This is a genomic window from Thermodesulfomicrobium thermophilum DSM 16697, assembly GCF_059568695.1.
Genome location: NZ_JCANTW010000019.1, coordinates 56493 through 72466 on the forward strand (window position 1 = coordinate 56493; position 15974 = coordinate 72466).

Genomic DNA, 15974 nt, shown 5'->3' on the forward strand with positions numbered 1-15974 from the left:
TTCCGTCATGTTCCTGCTGCGATCCAGGGCCGCGGCTATCCACGCTTTTTGAGCTTTTCGATGAGGGTGGTCCGCTTGATGCCCAAAAGTTCGGCCGCCCGGTTTTTGACCCCATCGCTTTGGCTCAGGGCCTCGTCCACCAGCCGGGCCTCGGCGGCATCGAGAAATTCCTTGAGCCCCAAGCCCAGGGACTCCAAATCCGCCAAGGTCGGCCAACGAAATCCCTCCGACGCGGACGCGGGTTCGGGCAGGGGCGGCTCGCACCCCACTTCCTGCAAGATCTTGGCAGGCAAATCCTGAAGGCAGATTTGGTCCCCTTCGCAGAGGATGGTCATGCGCTCCATGAAATTTTCCAGCTCGCGCACGTTGCCCGGCCAGGAATAGGCCAGCAGCGCAGCATGGGCCTCTGGGGAGAGCGGCAGCGGCGGCCGCTTTTGGCGCTGGCAGAAGCGCTGGAGAAAGTGTTCGGCCAGGAGCACGATGTCGTCTCCGCGTTCACGCAGCGGCGGCAAATGGATGGGGATGACGTTGAGGCGGTAGTAGAGGTCCTCACGAAAACGCCCCTGACGGACTTCCTCTTCCAAATCGCGGTTGGTCGCCGCCACCACGCGCACGTCAGCATGCAGGGTCTTGGTGCCGCCGACGCGCTCGAATTCTTTTTCCTGCAGGACGCGCAGGATCTTCACTTGCAAAGCAAGATCCATCTCACCGATTTCATCGAGAAAGACCGTCCCGCCTTCCGCCAGCTCAAAACGCCCTGCCTTGGTACGGATGGCATGGGTAAAAGCCCCTTTCTCATGACCGAAGAGCTCGCTCTCCAGAAGATCCCTGGGAATGGCCCCGCAATTGATGGGCACGAATGGTTTGTCCCGGCGGGGGCTGTTCCGGTGCAGGGCACGCACCAGAAGTTCCTTGCCCGTGCCGGACTCCCCGGTCACGAGCACCGTGGAATCCGTGGGAGCTACTTTGGAGAGTACCCGAAAAACCCCTTGCAATGCCGGGCTTGCGCCCAGTATCCCCGATGTGTCGAATGCCATGGTCACCTGCCTCGTTGCCCACTTCCTGATGCGGACCGCAGGCGCTGTCAAGAATATGACGCTTCTTTCCTTTCCTCATCCCCTCACTTCGGCACAATTCGTCCGCCGGGAAAAGCGCTTTCTGGTGCATTGCCTGGTGGACGGGCGACCTGCCATGGCGCATACCAATAATTCCGGATCCATGCGTGGACTGTTGCGCCCCGGGATGCCCATTCTCCTGTCACGGGCCACGTCTTCGGGGCGAAAACTGCCCTATACCCTGGAACTGGTCTGCCCGGAGACGACATGGATCGGCGTCAATACCGCCGTGCCGGGGCGGATGCTCCGCCAGGCCGTGCACGAAAACGCCATCCCGGAATTCGCCGGTTTTGCGCAGCTGCGCGCAGAAGTCCGCCACGGCCAAAGCCGGTTGGACTTTGTCCTGGACGGCCCTGCAGGGCGCATCTGGGTGGAGACCAAAAACGTCACTCTGGCGGAACAAGGGACGGCCCTCTTCCCCGATGCGGTCACGGTTCGAGGCACCAAGCATGTGGAGGAACTTACCGCCATGGCCAAGGCAGGGGTCGAGACCGCGATTTTCTTTGGTATCCAGCGTACAGACTGCGCGGCCTTCGGCCCTGCCGCCCATATCGATCCGGCCTTTACTCAGGCATTCGCCGCAGCGCTCCGCGCCGGCGTGCGTATGCTCCCCTATGTCTTGGAGCCGTCCCCAAACGGCATCCGTCTGCGGCACCGCCTTCCTCTTGTCCTTCCCGGAGCGTCATCATGTCCGACCATTTGACCCGCGTTCTCGCCCCTTCCGTCAATCTTCGCGCCGTGGCGTGCATCACCACCAATACCGTGGCCGAAGCCTGCCGCCGCCACCAGCCAGCGCCTACGGCGGCCGTGGCCCTCGGCCGGGCGCTCACCGCCGGGGTACTGCTCGGCGCCTTGCTCAAAGGCCGGCAGCGTCTCGCCCTCAAGTTCGAAGGCAGCGGTCCGCTGGAAAAAATTGTGGTGCAAGCCGATGCCCACGGCGGGGTGCATGGCTACGTGGCCCATCCAGACGTGGATCTGCCGCTTCGTCACGACCGTTTCGACGTCGCCGGAGCCTTGGGGGCCGGGGTGCTTACGGTCTCCAAGGACCTCCTCCTCAAGACCCCCTATCAGGGAGTGGTCCACTTGGTCTCAGGAGAGATCGGCGAGGACGTGGCCTACTACCTCACCGAATCCGAGCAAATCCCCTCGGCAGTGGGCGTCACCACCATCCCGGACGCCCACGGGGGCGTCATGGTGGCGGGTGGGTTTCTCATCCAAAGCCTTCCGCCGGCCAATGCAGATGCCGTCGACGCGGTTTTGCAGCGCATCCAAACCTTGCCGCCTCTTGGCCGGATTTTCCACGACGAGCCGTCCGCTCAAGGACTTTTGGAGCGCATCTTCCACGGCATGGACATGGAAGTTCTCGAAACATCCCCCGTGGCGTTCCGGTGCAGTTGCTCCGAGCAGCGCATCCTTCAAGCCCTGGGCACCTTGGGGCGGGACGAACTCTTGCGCCTCGCCGCAGAAGAAGAGGCCACCTCCATCCGCTGTGAGTTCTGCGGTGAAGAATATCGCTTTTCCCCGATCCAACTCCACGAGCTCGTGCGCCAACTCCCCAGCCCCCCGCAGCCGGAAAGCGGCGCCCCTGCCTAATGGGGTGCATCGGCACCGTTAAATGAGGGTGTCGAGGAGCGCCCCAGTCATGTCCGCCTGGGTACGGATGGCCACGGCATTGGCGGCATAGGCCGCCTCGTCTTGCACCATCTGCACCATCTCCGTGGCCAAATCCACGTTGGAGCCCTCCACGAGGGTATCTTCCGGGCCCGGCACGAGCGGGCCTGCAGAGGTGTCTTCGCGGATTTCCGCCACACGCACGCCCTGGTCGCCAGGACCGCTTTCCAGGCGGGCCTCCTTGGCGCGGTAGCCGGGGGTGTTCATGTTGGCCACGTCATTGGCCGTGACCGCCTGCGAGATGCCGAGTGCCGAAATAGCGCTGAGATTCGTCTCCATGGCGCCCTCCTTGTGCGAACAGTATGGAGCGATGCCGTCTTCGTCCAGAGGCCGGCACGGAATTTATGCGCCGGCCTCCCATTCCACGACCTGACGACGGGTCGCGGCGGGTTTTGGGAACTCCACCCCGACCGCAAGGAGCCTGGGCTTCCGAGGAGCGCAGCGGTATTTGGCGGCGTCGTTGCGGGCCTGCAGCTGCGCCCAAACCTCGCCGGGAGAGGAACTCACCTTGAGCGCAACGCGCCATAGCGCGCCGAACCGGCCTGGGGCATGCGGTCCAGCCGGCCCCAAGCGCTACGTACGAGCATCGTCAGGACCGTCCACGGAGAAGGTCCAGCGTCGCGCACTATCGCGAAGTGGGCGCCGGAGGCTACGGTCCATGCGGCCCGTCGGATGTCCTTCAGCAGGACGGATGCGGATCACGGGGCAACTGCGGCGTCGGCGCCTCGCCGTCGGTCCACGACTCGATACACGCATAGGCGCTGTGGTTATGGATGGACTCCATGGACTCCACCTCCACCCGAAAGCCCTGCACCCGGGGATGAGCGGCCAGGCGCTGGGCCGCAGCGCGCACCACATCTTCCACAAAGGCCGGATGGGCAAATGCCGTCTCGGTGACGTGCTTTTCGTCCTCCCGCTTGAGCAGCGGGTACACCGGCGAGGATGCCGAGTCCTGGGCGATGGCGATGAGGTCTTCAATCCAGAGCATGCCGGAAAACTGGGCCTCCATGCGTACCAGCGCCCGCTGGCTGTGGGCACCCTCCCGACTGATGGCCTTGGAGCACGGGCACACGGTCATCACCGGGACCTCCACCCCCAAGGTCATACGGGCGCCGTCTTCTCGAAGGCTGCCGCGCAGCCAACAGCTGTAGTCCATGGGCGCCGCGCTGCCGGTCACTGGGGCATGACGCGCCAGAAAATACGGGAACCGAAAGCACAGGAACGCCCGTCGCGCCTCCAGACGAGCGCGCACATCGGCCAGAAGTGTGCGACAGGTCTGGGCATCCAGAGCGAAGTCCGCCGCAGCCAGGGCCTCGAGAAACCGGCTCATATGCGTGCCTTTGAAATGCGCCGGCAGCTCCACCCCCAGCTCCACCTGGGCCACGGTATGCTGCACCCCACGCTCCCGGTCCCGCACCCGAAGCGGCACCGCCACGTGCCGCACGCCCACCCGGTCGATGGGCAGGGGGACTTCCGCCGGATCCCGCTGCACGTCACGCATTACGGCAAATCCTGACCTGTAGTGGACAGGGTGAGCTTGCCGTGCTTCACCCCTTTGGTGGCGATGAGCCGCTCCGCGGTCACCTTGAGCTCCTGACCCGGGCCACGCAGGACCAGGACTTCCATGCAATTGTGGTGGTCCAGGTGCACGTGCAGGGACACCACGATGACATCCAAAGACGAGTGCTGGATCTCGGTCATCTTCTGGGCCAGATCCGATTGGTGGTGATCGTACACCAAAGTGAGGGTACCGACCATCTCTTTGGCTTTGTTGATATCTTCCCACTCCTTCTGCACCAAGGCGTTCCGAATCAGATCCCGGATGGCCTCGGAGCGGGTCTGGTAGCAGCGCTCCTCACACAGGGCGTCGAACTTCTCCAGCAGGTCCGAATCCAGCGACACGCCAAAACGGATGGTCTGTCCCATGCTCACTCCCCCTTGAGTTGGAGTTCCCAAATACGCACGAGCGACGGTTTCCCGTACCAGGGAAGCTCCGCTTCCTGCCGGCAGATGACCCGCCAGCCACAACTCCGGAAGCGATCCCATACCGGACGGGACACCGCCCGGTCCGGATCCGACAACCACACCCGACCCCCCGGGGCCAAAAGCCTCCGGAAAAGCCCTTCCAAGGCAGGGAAAAACCGCGTCTCGTACAAAATATCCGCCCCCCAAATGCGGGCAAAGCTCGCAGGCCGAAACGGGGGGCGATTCCAATCCCCGGCCACCCAGCTCGGCGCGACGGCCACGGCGTTGTGCACCGCGTTCCTGCGAGCAAAGGCGAGCGCGCCATGGATGAGGTCCATCCCCACCACCTGCGCCCCGCACTGCGCCGCCACCAGACTGGAAAGCCCAAGGCCGCAGCCCACATCCAGGCAGCGCAGCCCCTGCACGGCCACACCTTCGCGCGCCACGAACCGGGCGAGCCCCACTGCGGCGGGCCACAGCTCGACCCAGTAGGGGATACGGTCTTCGGCCGCAGGGTCGTCTTCAGGAAAGTCCGCCCACAGGCTCTCCAGATCCGCCGGCCGCAAAAGCTCCCAACGCCGTCCCGCCACTTGAGCACAGAGCACGCCGCCACTCATACCGCAGCCTCCTCTTGGCGCGCGGCCCCAGCCATGTAGAGTCCAATGCGCGCCACTTCGCCCTCGTCGTCCGCAGCAAAGGACGCCACCACTTGCCCGCGGTACAAGACGACGATGCGATCGGCCACGGCCAGGGCTTCCGCCACTTCTCCGGTGACCAAAAGCACCCCGGCCTCTTCCCGCGCGGCCAAGAGGGCACGCCAGACTTCCTGGGTGGCGGCAATATCGAGCCCCTGGGTAGGCTGATCCGCCACCACCAAGCGCGGCCGACGGGCGAATTCCCGCGCCAGCACCAATTTCTGGAGATTGCCACCGGAAAATTGCCGGGCCGCCATCTCGGGCCGCGGGGGATAGACCCCGAAAGTGTCCATGAGCTCCACGACCTTGGCCCGCGCCCGCGCGCGCTCCATCCATCCCCAGCGGGAATAGCCCTGCCGGGTGGTGAGGAGGAAATTGTCCACCGTGTCCATGTCCCGACACACCGCCACCCCGAGGCGGTCCTCCGGGACATACCCGATGCCGCCCTGCCACGGGGCGCGGCAGTGAAAATCCGCCCAGGGTTGGCCCAAAATCCACGCCTCGCCTCCTTGCGGGGCGCGCAGGCCGCAGACCACTTCCACCAGGGCGCTCTGGCCATTGCCCGCCACGCCCACCACGGCCACCACCTCGCCCTGGCGCACCCGCAAATCCACTCCGGCCAAACCGCCTCCATGAACGCCAGAAAGACGCAGCACCGCCTGACGAGGCTCCACGGGCGGGCGATCCACCGCAAGCAGCACGTCCCGTCCCACCATGCGCCGGGCGAGCTCCGCCGGAGAAGTCACCTCGGAGACGAGCATCTCGTCCACGATGCGGCCGCGACGCAAGATGGCCACCTCATGCGCCACGGACAAGACTTCGTTCAGCTTATGGGAGATGAAGACCACCGCCACCCCTTCCTCGGCCAAGCGACGCAGCGCGACAAAAAGGGCCTCCGTCTCGGTGGGGGTGAGCACCGCTGTGGGTTCGTCCAGAATGAGCACCCGGCAGCCCCGGGCAAGGACCTTCACGATCTCCACCCGTTGGCGCTCGCCCATGGAAAGGTCCGCCACCCGGGCCATGGGGTCCACTTCCAACCCCAGGCGCTTGGCCAACTCCGTCACCCGACGGGCCTGGGCCGCGGGCGAAACCCACGCCCCGCCCTCCTGCCCCAAGGCGACGTTCTCCGCCACGGTCATGGCGGGCACCAAGGTGAAGTGCTGATAGACCATGCCGATGCCCGCGGTCAGGGAATCCCGCGTGGAGCGAAAGGCGGTCGGGACGCCATCCACCAGGATGGTGCCCTCATCCGGACGGTACTGACCGGCCAAGACCGCCATGAGGGTGGATTTCCCGGCCCCGTTCTCTCCGAGCACCGCCTTGATGCGGCCAGGCCGGATGTCCAGGCTCACCCCGTCACATGCCGTGACCGGGCCAAAGCGCTTGACGATATGCTGCAGGCGGATGATGGGCTCCACACTATCCCTGCCGCATGCCTGCAATGGGTTGGACGAACTGGGATTCGGCATCCCAAGGGAAGAGAATCCAGGTATCCTGGCTCACCTCCGTGATGAAGGTGTCCACCAAGGGGCGGCCTGCAGGCTTGGCGTAGAGGGTGGCGAAATGCGCCTTGGGGTACATCTCCCGAATCACCTTGGCGGTGCGGCCGGTGTCCACCAAATCGTCCACGATGAGCCACCCTGCGCCGTCGCCGGTGACACTTTTGAGCACCTGGACCTCGCCTTTGTGCTCCTGCCAATCATAACTGGCCACACACACGGTATCCACCAAGCGAATGTCCAACTCTCGGGCGACAATGGCCGCAGGCACGAGGCCGCCGCGCGTCACGGCGATGATCCCCTGAAAATACTCCAACTCCAAAAGCCGCCAGGACAACGCCTTGGCGTCGCGGTGCAACTGATCCCAGGAAATGGGGTAGGTTCGTTGATAGCGTGTCATGGTTATTCCGAAGGTTCGGGGTTGATGCCAAGGGCCGCCGGCGCCCCAAAGAAGCGTCCCCAGCGGCTTGAGACAGCGAGCACGACAATGGTCAGGACATAGGGAAGCATCAGCAAAAGGGACGACGGCACGGCAGTACCCGCGGCCTGCAGCCGAAGCTGAAAGGCCATGACGCCCCCAAAAAGATAGGCCCCCACCATCGCCCGGCCAGGACGCCAAAAGGCGAAGATCACGAGTGCCACGGCAATCCAGCCCCGCCCCGCGGTCACGCCATTGGTCCATAGATGGGTGAAGGCAAGGCTCAGGTACGCCCCCCCCACGCCGATGAGCATACCGCCCACGAGACACGCGCCCAGGCGCAACCGGGCAACGGAAAGCCCGGCCGCTCGGCACGCTGTGGGGCTCTCGCCTGCGGCCCGCAGCCGAAGCCCCCAACGGGTGCGGGAAAGCCCCACAGTGGCCGCCACCGGCAAGGCGTATGAAAAATACACCAGCACGTCCTGGCTGAAGAGCACCGGGCCAAGTACCGGAATCTCCCGCAACCCAGGAATAGGCATGGGGTCGAACCCCGGGGCCGCAAGGCCGACGTACGGCGTGCCGAGAAAATTGGCCAGCCCCGTGGCCAGGATGGTGAGGGCCAAACCCGAGACCACCTGGTTGGCCAGGGCGTAGGTGCAGACCACGCCGTGGAGCAAACAGGCCGCAGCCCCCGCACCCGCGGCAGCCGCCAGCCCCAGCCACGGGCTGCCGGTCGCCATGCTCATCCAAAAGCCTGCGAGCGCCCCGAGCAGCATGGCCCCTTCCACGCCCAAGTTGAGGATGCCCGCACGCTCCATGAGGATCTCTCCCACAGTGGCGTAGAAGATCGGAGTGCCGGCCTGCACTGCAGCCGCCAAAACCGGAAGGAGCATCTCTGCGGTCATGCCTGCCTCCGCACAATCTGGTAACGGGTCCAAAAGCCGCCCACGAGCACCATGAGCAGCATCGTCCCCTCCACCATGGTTCCAAAAGCCGCCGGCACCTGGAGATCCAATTGCAGACTCTCCAGGCCCACGCGCAAGGCCGCGAGGAAAAGCGCCACGACAGCCACGCTTCCGGATCGCAGGCCGGACAACCACGCCACCACGATGGCGGTATACCCATACCCCGTCATGATGCTCGGCTGCAGCCGGCCCAAAGCGGCCGAGACCTCCAAGAATCCGGCAAGGCCCGCCAAAGCGCCGCCCGCCACGAGCACCACGGCGACCCATGCCGCATACGGGATCCGGGCATAGCGGGCCGCCGCAGGATTTTGGCCGCAGACAGCGATCTCAAACCCCGCCCGGGATGCGCGCAGCACCCAGGAGAGGAGCACGCCCACCACCAGGCAGAGCACCACACCCCAATGGATGCGTGTGCCCGGCAGGGCCGGCACCAGGGCAGCGGGCGCAAACTCCGCGGTCATGGGGAAGCCAAAGCTCGCAGGGTCCTTCCACGGGCCAAAGACCAGAAATTCCAACACCAAGATGCCGATGTAGTTGAGCATCAACGTGACGATGGTCTCGTTCGCCCCGCACCATACCCGCAAAGCGGCGGCAATCATGGCCCATAGGCCGCCGGCCACCATTGCCGCAATGGCCATGAGCGGAAGCAGTACAAAGGCGGGAAGCGTCGCTCCCCACGTCAGCGCCACCCCAGTGGCCCCCACCGCACCCAAGGCGAATTGTCCCTCCGCGCCGATGTTCCATACCGCCATGCGAAAGGAAAGTCCTACCCCCAAGGCGCACAAAAAAAGGGGAATGGCCTTGAGCACACAGTCCTCCAGGGCCCACACCGAACCCACGGGGCTGCCGAGCAAGATTCCCATGCCGCGCCACGCCGGTTTGCCCTGGAAGCTCAAGAGGGCGCCGCCGACCGCCAAAGCTACGGCCACCGCCCCGAGAAAAACGAGACAGGAGCCCCACCAAGGGAGGGGCTCCCGCCGTTTACGTACAACAAAGGCCACAGGCTACTCCAAGGTCCCAACCACGCCGCGGACAAACCAGTTCATGGACAAAAGCTCCGCATCCGAGAGCGCCTTGCCTGCGGGCACCCGCTCCACACCCTTTTGGTCTGCGATGGGGCCCACAAACACAGGGTTTTCTCCCTTGCCAATGGCCTCCTTGGCGGCCTGCACCTTGGCGCGGACCTCTTCCGGCACCATGGGACCAAAGGGGGCGATGTCCACCACGCCCTTGTCCATACCCCACCAATAGGAGTCCGCCTTCCAGGTGCCTGCCTGGGCCTGGCGCACCATTTCCGTGTAGAAAGGAGCCCAGTTCCACACCGCGGCCGTCAAATGCGCCTTGGGGGCAAACTTGGCCATATCGGAATTGTAGCCCACGGAATACACCCCGCGTTCCTGCGCGTCCTCTTGAGGGGCCGGAGAGTCCTGATGCTGGGCGATGACATCGCAGCCTGCATCCAAGAGCGACTTGGCGGCTTCCTTTTCCCGCGCCGGATCATACCAGGTCTTGGTCCAGACCACGCGCACCTCGGCCTTGGGATTCATCGCCTGGGCGCCCAGGGCAAAGGCATTGATACCCCGGATCACCTCCGGGATGGGGAAGGCGGCCACATAGCCCAGAAGATTGGACTTGGTCATGGCGCCGGCCACCATGCCCGTCAGGTAGCGCGCCTGGTACATCCGACCGAAGTAATTGGCCATATTGGGCGCGGTCTTGTACCCGGAACAATGGAGGAATTTGACGTCGGGAAACTGTTTGGCCACTTTCAAGGTCGGGTCCATGTACCCGAAGCTCGTGCTGAAGATCATGTCGTAGCCCTTACGCGCCATGGTGGTGATCACGCGCTCGGCATCCTGGCCTTCAGGCACGGATTCCACGAAAGACGTGGTCACGCCCTCCATGGCCTCCACGGCCTTGCGGCCCTGGTCATGGGCGTACGAATACCCCGCATCGCCCACCGGGGAGACATACACAAACCCCACCTGGAAATCCTTGGCCCACGCCCCGGTGGTCCAGAGCAGCATGGCCAGCACCATCATCCATCGTGCGCGCATTCCATAACTCCTTGCGTCAAAAATACGGGAAAGAAGCCTCCAACACGTTACCTCAGGGCCATTGCACATAGCCAAGTGCACGCCCCGAGGCAATGGCACACCCGCGAGCCCGCCCCCAAGGAAGTCAGTCCGAAAACCGCCCGCGCCGATCGATCCAGCGCCCCAGCTCCTGGACTTCCGCCTCCCAAGCAGGGGAGAACCGAAGCATGACGAACCGGGCCCAGACCGCATCCAAAAAGTCCATGGCCTGCTCCAGAAGAAAAAGCTTCTCCAGGATGCGAGCATCCGGATCTTCGCCCTCTTCCAGACGCATATCCACTTTGGGGGTCTTGAGGCTGGAAAGCGTCAGCCGCGCCGCATCCACGCTCACGCTCCACTCGGCCTCGTCCTTTTCCAAGCGCAAGCGGACGCTATCCACCTTTTTCCCGGCAGCAAGACCGGTGCGCGCCTCGGTAAGGCTGGCCATGGGGCCGCTGCAGACCGCCGTTTCCCGGCCCTCGCCTTCGCCGCCGGTGACCCGCACCCGCTGCTCCACGAAAAGCCGAAAGGCCTCCCCGCCGGGGGTAGCAAAAAGGCCGTTCTCCCGCTCACTGACAAACCACAGCCAGGTCAAAAATTCCTGACCCAGATCGGTGGCGATACGGCGTGCGCGTTCCAAGTCCATCAGACAACTCCTGGGATGAAGATCGTGGGAGCATGGTCATCCAAAAGCGAAAGCTCCGCGACATCGAGGAGGGCTCGGGCAGAGAAATACGGATCCATGGGCTCCAGGTGCAGTCCAAAGGTCTGGGTGAACATCTCATGGAACAAATCGATGACCTTGGGATGCACCGAGGCCAGATATACATGATGGCGCCGTACATTCCAAACCACCTGAAATATCGCGGGGATCGGCAAGAACCGCGCCCGCAGCGCCAGGGCCACCCGCTCGCGGATCTCCAGCTTCTCGTCCTTGGAGAGGAACTTTTTGCCTTCCGCCTTGGCTGCGGCAAGGGCCTGGCCCATGGCCACGGTCACGTGTTTCTTGAAGACCGCGGCAGGCACCCGCCGCGTATCCAGGCGCAGGGCAAAGACGAGATAGTCTCCCAAATCTACGGGCTCGTTCTCAAACGAGGTGTCCAGCATATTGCCGAAGGCCACCCAGCCGAAGGAACGTTCCTCCGCCGTATTGTCGATGTCCCGAAAGGCGTACCGGCGCAGGCGCTCCGCAGCCTCCGCCAAAACGGTCGGCTCCACGGTGTCTTCCACCAGCCGAAATCGGGTAAGGCTCATTGAGCCAGCAAGAAATCCCATACGTATTCCTTATGTGAAGGGCACATGGTTTGACGAAAAGGCGCTTCTTTTTCTACATGGCCGGTGGCGTCAAGTCCATCTTCAGGAGCGCTCTCCATGACACGTGCCATCTGCATCCACGGCCATTTCTATCAGCCGCCGCGCTTTGACCCATGGCTCGAAGACGTCCTGCCCGAAGGCAGCGCCGCCCCGGACCACGATTGGAACGCCCGCATCTGCCGCGAGTGCTACACGCCCATGGCCCACGCCCGCCGGCTCGACGGCAGCGGGCTCCTCATCGAGGCCCTCAATGCCTATGCCTGGGTGAGCTTCAACTTCGGCCCCACCCTGCTCGCCTGGATGGAGCGCCACGCCCCGGACACCTACCAGCGCATCCTCGCGGCAGACAACGAAAGCCGCCACCGGCTCGGATACGGCAACGCCCTGGCACAGGTTTACCATCACGCCATCATGCCTCTTGCCCCACGCCTGGACAAAGAGCTGGAAGTGGCCTGGGCCATCCAGGACTTCCAGCACCGCTTCGGCCGCGCCCCTCAAGGCATGTGGCTGGCGGAGACCGCCGTGGACCTGGACACGTTGGACGTGCTGGCCGCCGCAGGCATCCAATTCACCATCCTCGCTCCGCGCCAAGCCAAGGCCGTTCGCCTGCCTGGCGAAGCCGAGTTCCATCCGGTGGACGAAGGAAGCCTGCCGGTGCACCAACCCTACCTGGTCCAGACCCCAGGCGGACACAGCATCTCCGTATTTTTCTACCACGGCCCGGTATCGCAGGCCGTGGCCTTCGAACGACTGCTGCAAAACGGGGAAGCCTTTTGGCAGCGGCTCACAGCCGGACTGGAAGCAGGGCTCCGCGCCATCGCCACGGACGGCGAATCCTACGGCCACCATTTCCCCTTTGGCGAGATGGCGCTGGCGTACGTCATCGAACAGGCCCGCAACGGCCGTGACGGGGTGGAACTCACCAACTTCGCAGCCTATCTCGCCGCCCATCCGCCCACGGCCGAGGCCCTCATCCACGAGAACTCCTCCTGGAGCTGCGTGCACGGCGTGGAGCGCTGGCGCTCCCATTGCGGCTGCACCACAGGAGAGCACCCCGATTGGGACCAGGAATGGCGCCGGCCCCTGCGCCGCGCCCTCAACTACCTCAAGTATTACGTCGATGACCACTACTTCTCGGCCATGGCCCGCCTGGGGGCCCATCCGGGAAGCATCCTCAAAGAGTATGGACGCGTCCTGTGCGGGGCCGAAGACCTGGAGGGCCTGCTGCGCCGCCACGGCATCGCCGACCCCAAGGATCAGGTGCAGGCGGCCCGCCTTTTGGCCATGCAACGCTGTTCGCTTGCCAGTTTTGCCAGCTGCGCCTGGTTCTTCGACGACTTAGCGCGCATCGAACCTTTGAACGGGCTCACCTGGGCGCGGCGCGCCCTGGATCTCTTGGCCGCCACCGGCGGGCCCGACGTGGAGGCCGGCATGGTGCGCATCCTCGCCGACGCCCACGCCAACCGTCCTGGCGCCGGCAGCGGCGCAGACCTCTGGGAGCACGAGGTCACGCCTCGACGCCCCAAGATGGAAGAACTCGCCCTCTACCTCTCCCTGGACGGCGGCATCCACAGCGGTGCCCGGGCAACGTGGCCGGGGCTGGAACTGCACGTGGCAGGCCACGAACACGACACCGTCCAGATCCACTACTCTTGGCCCCGCACTCTGGAGCGCGGCACCCTGGCCCTCACGGCACTGACCCTTGCCCGCACAACGCCGCATCGGCATCGACTTGCCCTCTCCCGAATCCTGGAGACCCAAAGCGAAGAGTCCCTCTTTCAGGAGAGCCTCCAACAGGCGATGCGCCTGGGCGCCGTGCTCGGCCCCTTCGACTTGGGGCAGCGCCGCTTTGAAACAAACATCCTCTTCCTGGCACCAGGGCTCGCTTGGGCCTGGATCACCCAAGCCATCGCCATGACTGGCGAACGGGTCCTTGCGCTGCGGGAACTTTTGGCCGCCAATCCGGAAATACGCGCCCTCATCGAGCGCCGCGCCGAAGCCCAGGCCGTGCGCCTCACCCATGGGCTCCCTGCCCAGGAGCAGGCCCTGGTGGATCTGGTGGGCCGCGCCCGGGAGCTGGGCCTCCAATGCGCCTGGTGGGAGGCCCAAAACCGCATCCTGGAACACCCGCAACGCGGCCGAATGCAGGAGGTCTGCCAGCACCTTTCGATTCGCGCCACTGCGTAACCCGGGTGCATCGGCCCCTGAAGTGGAGAAGGGGCTATGTGCCGGTCGTCCCCCGGCATCGCACCCGGCCCCGGCGAATATCCCGAAAGCTTGGGAGGCGAGCCCCAAGCTTCTCCCATACACTCCCGCCGTACGCACCATGGCACCAAAAAATTCCGGGCAGGCCCAGAAGGCCTGCCCGGAACGCGTTGGATTTCAGGACGGAGTTAGATCCCGCCTTCGCTCGCGGCCTGTTGCCGGGTTTTCATCCGGTACATGGCCCGGGCCAGGGCCGCCTGTACCCGAGCGTGGTCGACTTTCTCCTGCTGCTGCCGCATGCGCTGTTCCGCCCGCTCCTGGGCGCGGCGCGCGCGCTCCAGGTCGATCTCTTCGGCCCGCTCCGCCACCTCGGCAAGCACCGTTACCTTGGTGGGAGAGACCTCCGCAAATCCGCCGGCCACGAACACATACCGCTTCTTGCCATCTTTCTTGTAGTACAGGCTGCCGATGCCAAGCGCAGAGAGAAACGGGATATGATTGGGCAGCACGCCGAATTCACCGTTGATGCCCGGAGCGCCGACGTATTCCACTTCTTCGGCGAGCACCTTGCGGTCTGGCGTGACGACTTCAAGAGTGATGGTTTTTGCCATATCAATACCCCTGCTTCGTAAGGATTACAGTTTCTTGGCGTTCTCGAGCACCTCGTCGATGCCGCCCACCATGTAGAAGCAGGACTCGGGGATGGAATCGTGCTTACCGTCAATGATTTCTTTGAAGCCGCGGATGGTCTCCTCCAAGGGCACGTACCGGCCTTCCTTGCCCGTGAACTGGGCCGCCACGAAGAACGGCTGGGAGAGGAAGCGCTGGATCTTACGGGCACGGGCCACGGTGAGTTTGTCCTCGTCGGAGAGCTCATCCATGCCGAGAATGGCGATGATGTCCTGCAGATCTTTGTACTTCTGCAGGATCCGCTGCACGGCACGGGCGGTGTTGTAATGATCCCAACCGATGACGTTGGGGTCCAGGATACGGGAGGCGGAATCCAGGGGATCCACCGCCGGGTAAATACCCAGCTCGGCGATCTGACGGGAAAGCACGATGGTGCCGTCCAAGTGCGAGAAGGTGGTGGCCGGCGCGGGGTCGGTCAAGTCGTCCGCGGGCACGTACACCGCCTGCACCGAGGTGATGGAGCCCTTGTTGGTGGAGGTGATGCGTTCCTGCAGCTCACCGAGGTCCGTGCCCAGGGTGGGCTGGTAACCCACGGCCGAAGGCATACGGCCCAGGAGCGCCGACACCTCGGAACCCGCCTGGGTGAACCGGAAGATGTTGTCAATGAACAGGAGCACGTCCTGGTTTTCCTCGTCACGGAAGTACTCCGCAGCCGCCAAGGCGGTGAGGGCCACGCGGGCACGGGCCCCCGGGGGCTCGTTCATCTGACCGTATACGAGGCAGGCCTTGTCGATAACGCCCGCGTCGATCATTTCGTGGTAGAGGTCGTTGCCCTCACGGGTGCGCTCGCCAACGCCGGCGAACACCGAGATACCGCCGTGCTGCTTGGCGATGTTGTTGATCATCTCCATGAGGATAACGGTCTTGCCCACGCCAGCGCCGCCGAACATGCCCATCTTGCCGCCCTTGGGGAAGGGCACCAAGAGGTCGATAACCTTCACGCCAGTCTCCAGCACCTCAATCTTGGTGGACTGCTCGGTAAAGGCCGGGGCAGGACGATGGATGGGGTAGGTCTTCTCCGCATTGATGGGACCTTTTTCGTCCACGGGACGGCCCACCACGTTGAGGATGCGGCCCAAGGAGGCCTTGCCCACGGGCACCTGGATGGGGGCGCCCGTATCCTTGCCAATCTGTCCGCGCACCAAGCCGTCGGTGGTGTCCATGGCGATGCAGCGCACCACGTTGTTCCCCAAGTGCTGGGCCACTTCCACCACCAGGTTGTCCTCGGTGTCGTCGATGGTGGGGTTGGTGATGAGAATGGCGTTCATGATGTGGGGAAGTTTCCCCTCGGGAAACTCCAAGTCCACAACAGGCCCGATGACCTGGACGATTTTACCGGTATTGACTTTACTCATTGGCGTA

Annotated in this window: 17 protein-coding genes; 3 read left to right on the forward strand and 14 right to left on the reverse strand. The window is 64.2% G+C overall.

The genetic code is table 11. The features are described 5' to 3' along the window. Positions 1-35: 35 nt before the first annotated feature. The gene (locus tag BR00_RS11730; RefSeq protein ID WP_496477787.1) at positions 36-1037 is read right to left on the reverse strand and encodes a sigma-54 interaction domain-containing protein; all 1002 of its coding nucleotides are present in this window, start codon (positions 1035-1037) and stop codon (positions 36-38) included. Positions 1038-1092: 55 nt separating this feature from the next. Between BR00_RS11730 and sfsA the strand changes: the two genes are divergently transcribed. Together sfsA and hslO are read left to right on the forward strand one after the other, a co-directional pair. Continuing rightward, positions 1093-1818, forward strand: a complete 726-nt coding sequence (gene sfsA / locus BR00_RS11735; RefSeq protein ID WP_496477788.1) for a DNA/RNA nuclease SfsA — start codon at positions 1093-1095, stop codon at positions 1816-1818. After that, a complete protein-coding gene (gene hslO, locus BR00_RS11740) occupies positions 1803-2708 on the forward strand; it encodes an Hsp33 family molecular chaperone HslO (RefSeq protein ID WP_496477789.1) in 906 nt (301 codons plus the stop codon). Before sfsA ends, hslO begins: the two co-directional genes overlap by 16 nt. A gap of 18 nt (positions 2709-2726) precedes the next feature. Here the strand turns inward: hslO and BR00_RS11745 are convergent, their stop codons facing one another. The 11 genes from BR00_RS11745 to BR00_RS11795 all read right to left on the reverse strand — a co-directional run bounded on the left by BR00_RS11745 (position 2727) and on the right by BR00_RS11795 (position 11678). Next, complete coding sequence (locus BR00_RS11745) at positions 2727-3065, reverse strand: flagellar basal body rod C-terminal domain-containing protein (RefSeq protein ID WP_496477790.1); 339 nt, start codon at positions 3063-3065, stop codon at positions 2727-2729. Positions 3066-3465: 400 nt separating this feature from the next. After that, positions 3466-4287, reverse strand: a complete 822-nt coding sequence (folE2, locus tag BR00_RS11750) for a GTP cyclohydrolase FolE2 (protein ID WP_496477791.1) — start codon at positions 4285-4287, stop codon at positions 3466-3468. Then, on the reverse strand, positions 4287-4712 hold the full coding sequence (gene nikR, locus BR00_RS11755; RefSeq protein ID WP_496477792.1) for a nickel-responsive transcriptional regulator NikR: 426 nt from the start codon (positions 4710-4712) through the stop codon (positions 4287-4289). The genes folE2 and nikR overlap by 1 nt, the downstream gene beginning before the upstream one ends. A gap of 2 nt (positions 4713-4714) precedes the next feature. After that, entirely contained in the window at positions 4715-5368 is a 654-nt protein-coding gene (locus tag BR00_RS11760) for a class I SAM-dependent methyltransferase (RefSeq protein WP_496477793.1), read from the reverse strand. Continuing rightward, positions 5365-6864, reverse strand: a complete 1500-nt coding sequence (locus BR00_RS11765) for an ABC transporter ATP-binding protein (protein WP_496477794.1) — start codon at positions 6862-6864, stop codon at positions 5365-5367. Before BR00_RS11765 ends, BR00_RS11760 begins: the two co-directional genes overlap by 4 nt. A 1-nt stretch (position 6865) precedes the next feature. Continuing rightward, complete coding sequence (gene gpt / locus BR00_RS11770; RefSeq protein ID WP_496477795.1) at positions 6866-7345, reverse strand: xanthine phosphoribosyltransferase; 480 nt, start codon at positions 7343-7345, stop codon at positions 6866-6868. Between the two features lie 2 nt (positions 7346-7347). Then, positions 7348-8268 (reverse strand): ABC transporter permease, encoded by a 921-nt coding sequence (locus BR00_RS11775; protein ID WP_496477796.1) that lies wholly within the window; start codon positions 8266-8268, stop codon positions 7348-7350. After that, entirely contained in the window at positions 8265-9329 is a 1065-nt protein-coding gene (locus BR00_RS11780) for an ABC transporter permease (protein ID WP_496477797.1), read from the reverse strand. Before BR00_RS11780 ends, BR00_RS11775 begins: the two co-directional genes overlap by 4 nt. A gap of 3 nt (positions 9330-9332) precedes the next feature. Beyond that, positions 9333-10385, reverse strand: coding sequence for a BMP family ABC transporter substrate-binding protein (locus BR00_RS11785; protein WP_496477798.1), 1053 nt, complete (start codon positions 10383-10385; stop codon positions 9333-9335). Between the two features lie 124 nt (positions 10386-10509). Next, positions 10510-11049, reverse strand: a complete 540-nt coding sequence (locus BR00_RS11790; protein WP_496477799.1) for a hypothetical protein — start codon at positions 11047-11049, stop codon at positions 10510-10512. Next, complete coding sequence (locus BR00_RS11795) at positions 11049-11678, reverse strand: hypothetical protein (protein WP_496477800.1); 630 nt, start codon at positions 11676-11678, stop codon at positions 11049-11051. The genes BR00_RS11790 and BR00_RS11795 overlap by 1 nt, the downstream gene beginning before the upstream one ends. A gap of 96 nt (positions 11679-11774) precedes the next feature. On the opposite strand from BR00_RS11795, the gene BR00_RS11800 reads away from it, so the two are divergent. Further along, a complete protein-coding gene (locus BR00_RS11800; protein WP_496477801.1) occupies positions 11775-13904 on the forward strand; it encodes a DUF3536 domain-containing protein in 2130 nt (709 codons plus the stop codon). 206 nt (positions 13905-14110) lie between these two features. Here the strand turns inward: BR00_RS11800 and BR00_RS11805 are convergent, their stop codons facing one another. Next, the gene (locus BR00_RS11805; RefSeq protein ID WP_496477802.1) at positions 14111-14533 is read right to left on the reverse strand and encodes a F0F1 ATP synthase subunit epsilon; all 423 of its coding nucleotides are present in this window, start codon (positions 14531-14533) and stop codon (positions 14111-14113) included. Between the two features lie 24 nt (positions 14534-14557). Next, on the reverse strand, positions 14558-15967 hold the full coding sequence (atpD, locus tag BR00_RS11810; protein ID WP_496477803.1) for a F0F1 ATP synthase subunit beta: 1410 nt from the start codon (positions 15965-15967) through the stop codon (positions 14558-14560). Positions 15968-15974: the final 7 nt, after the last annotated feature.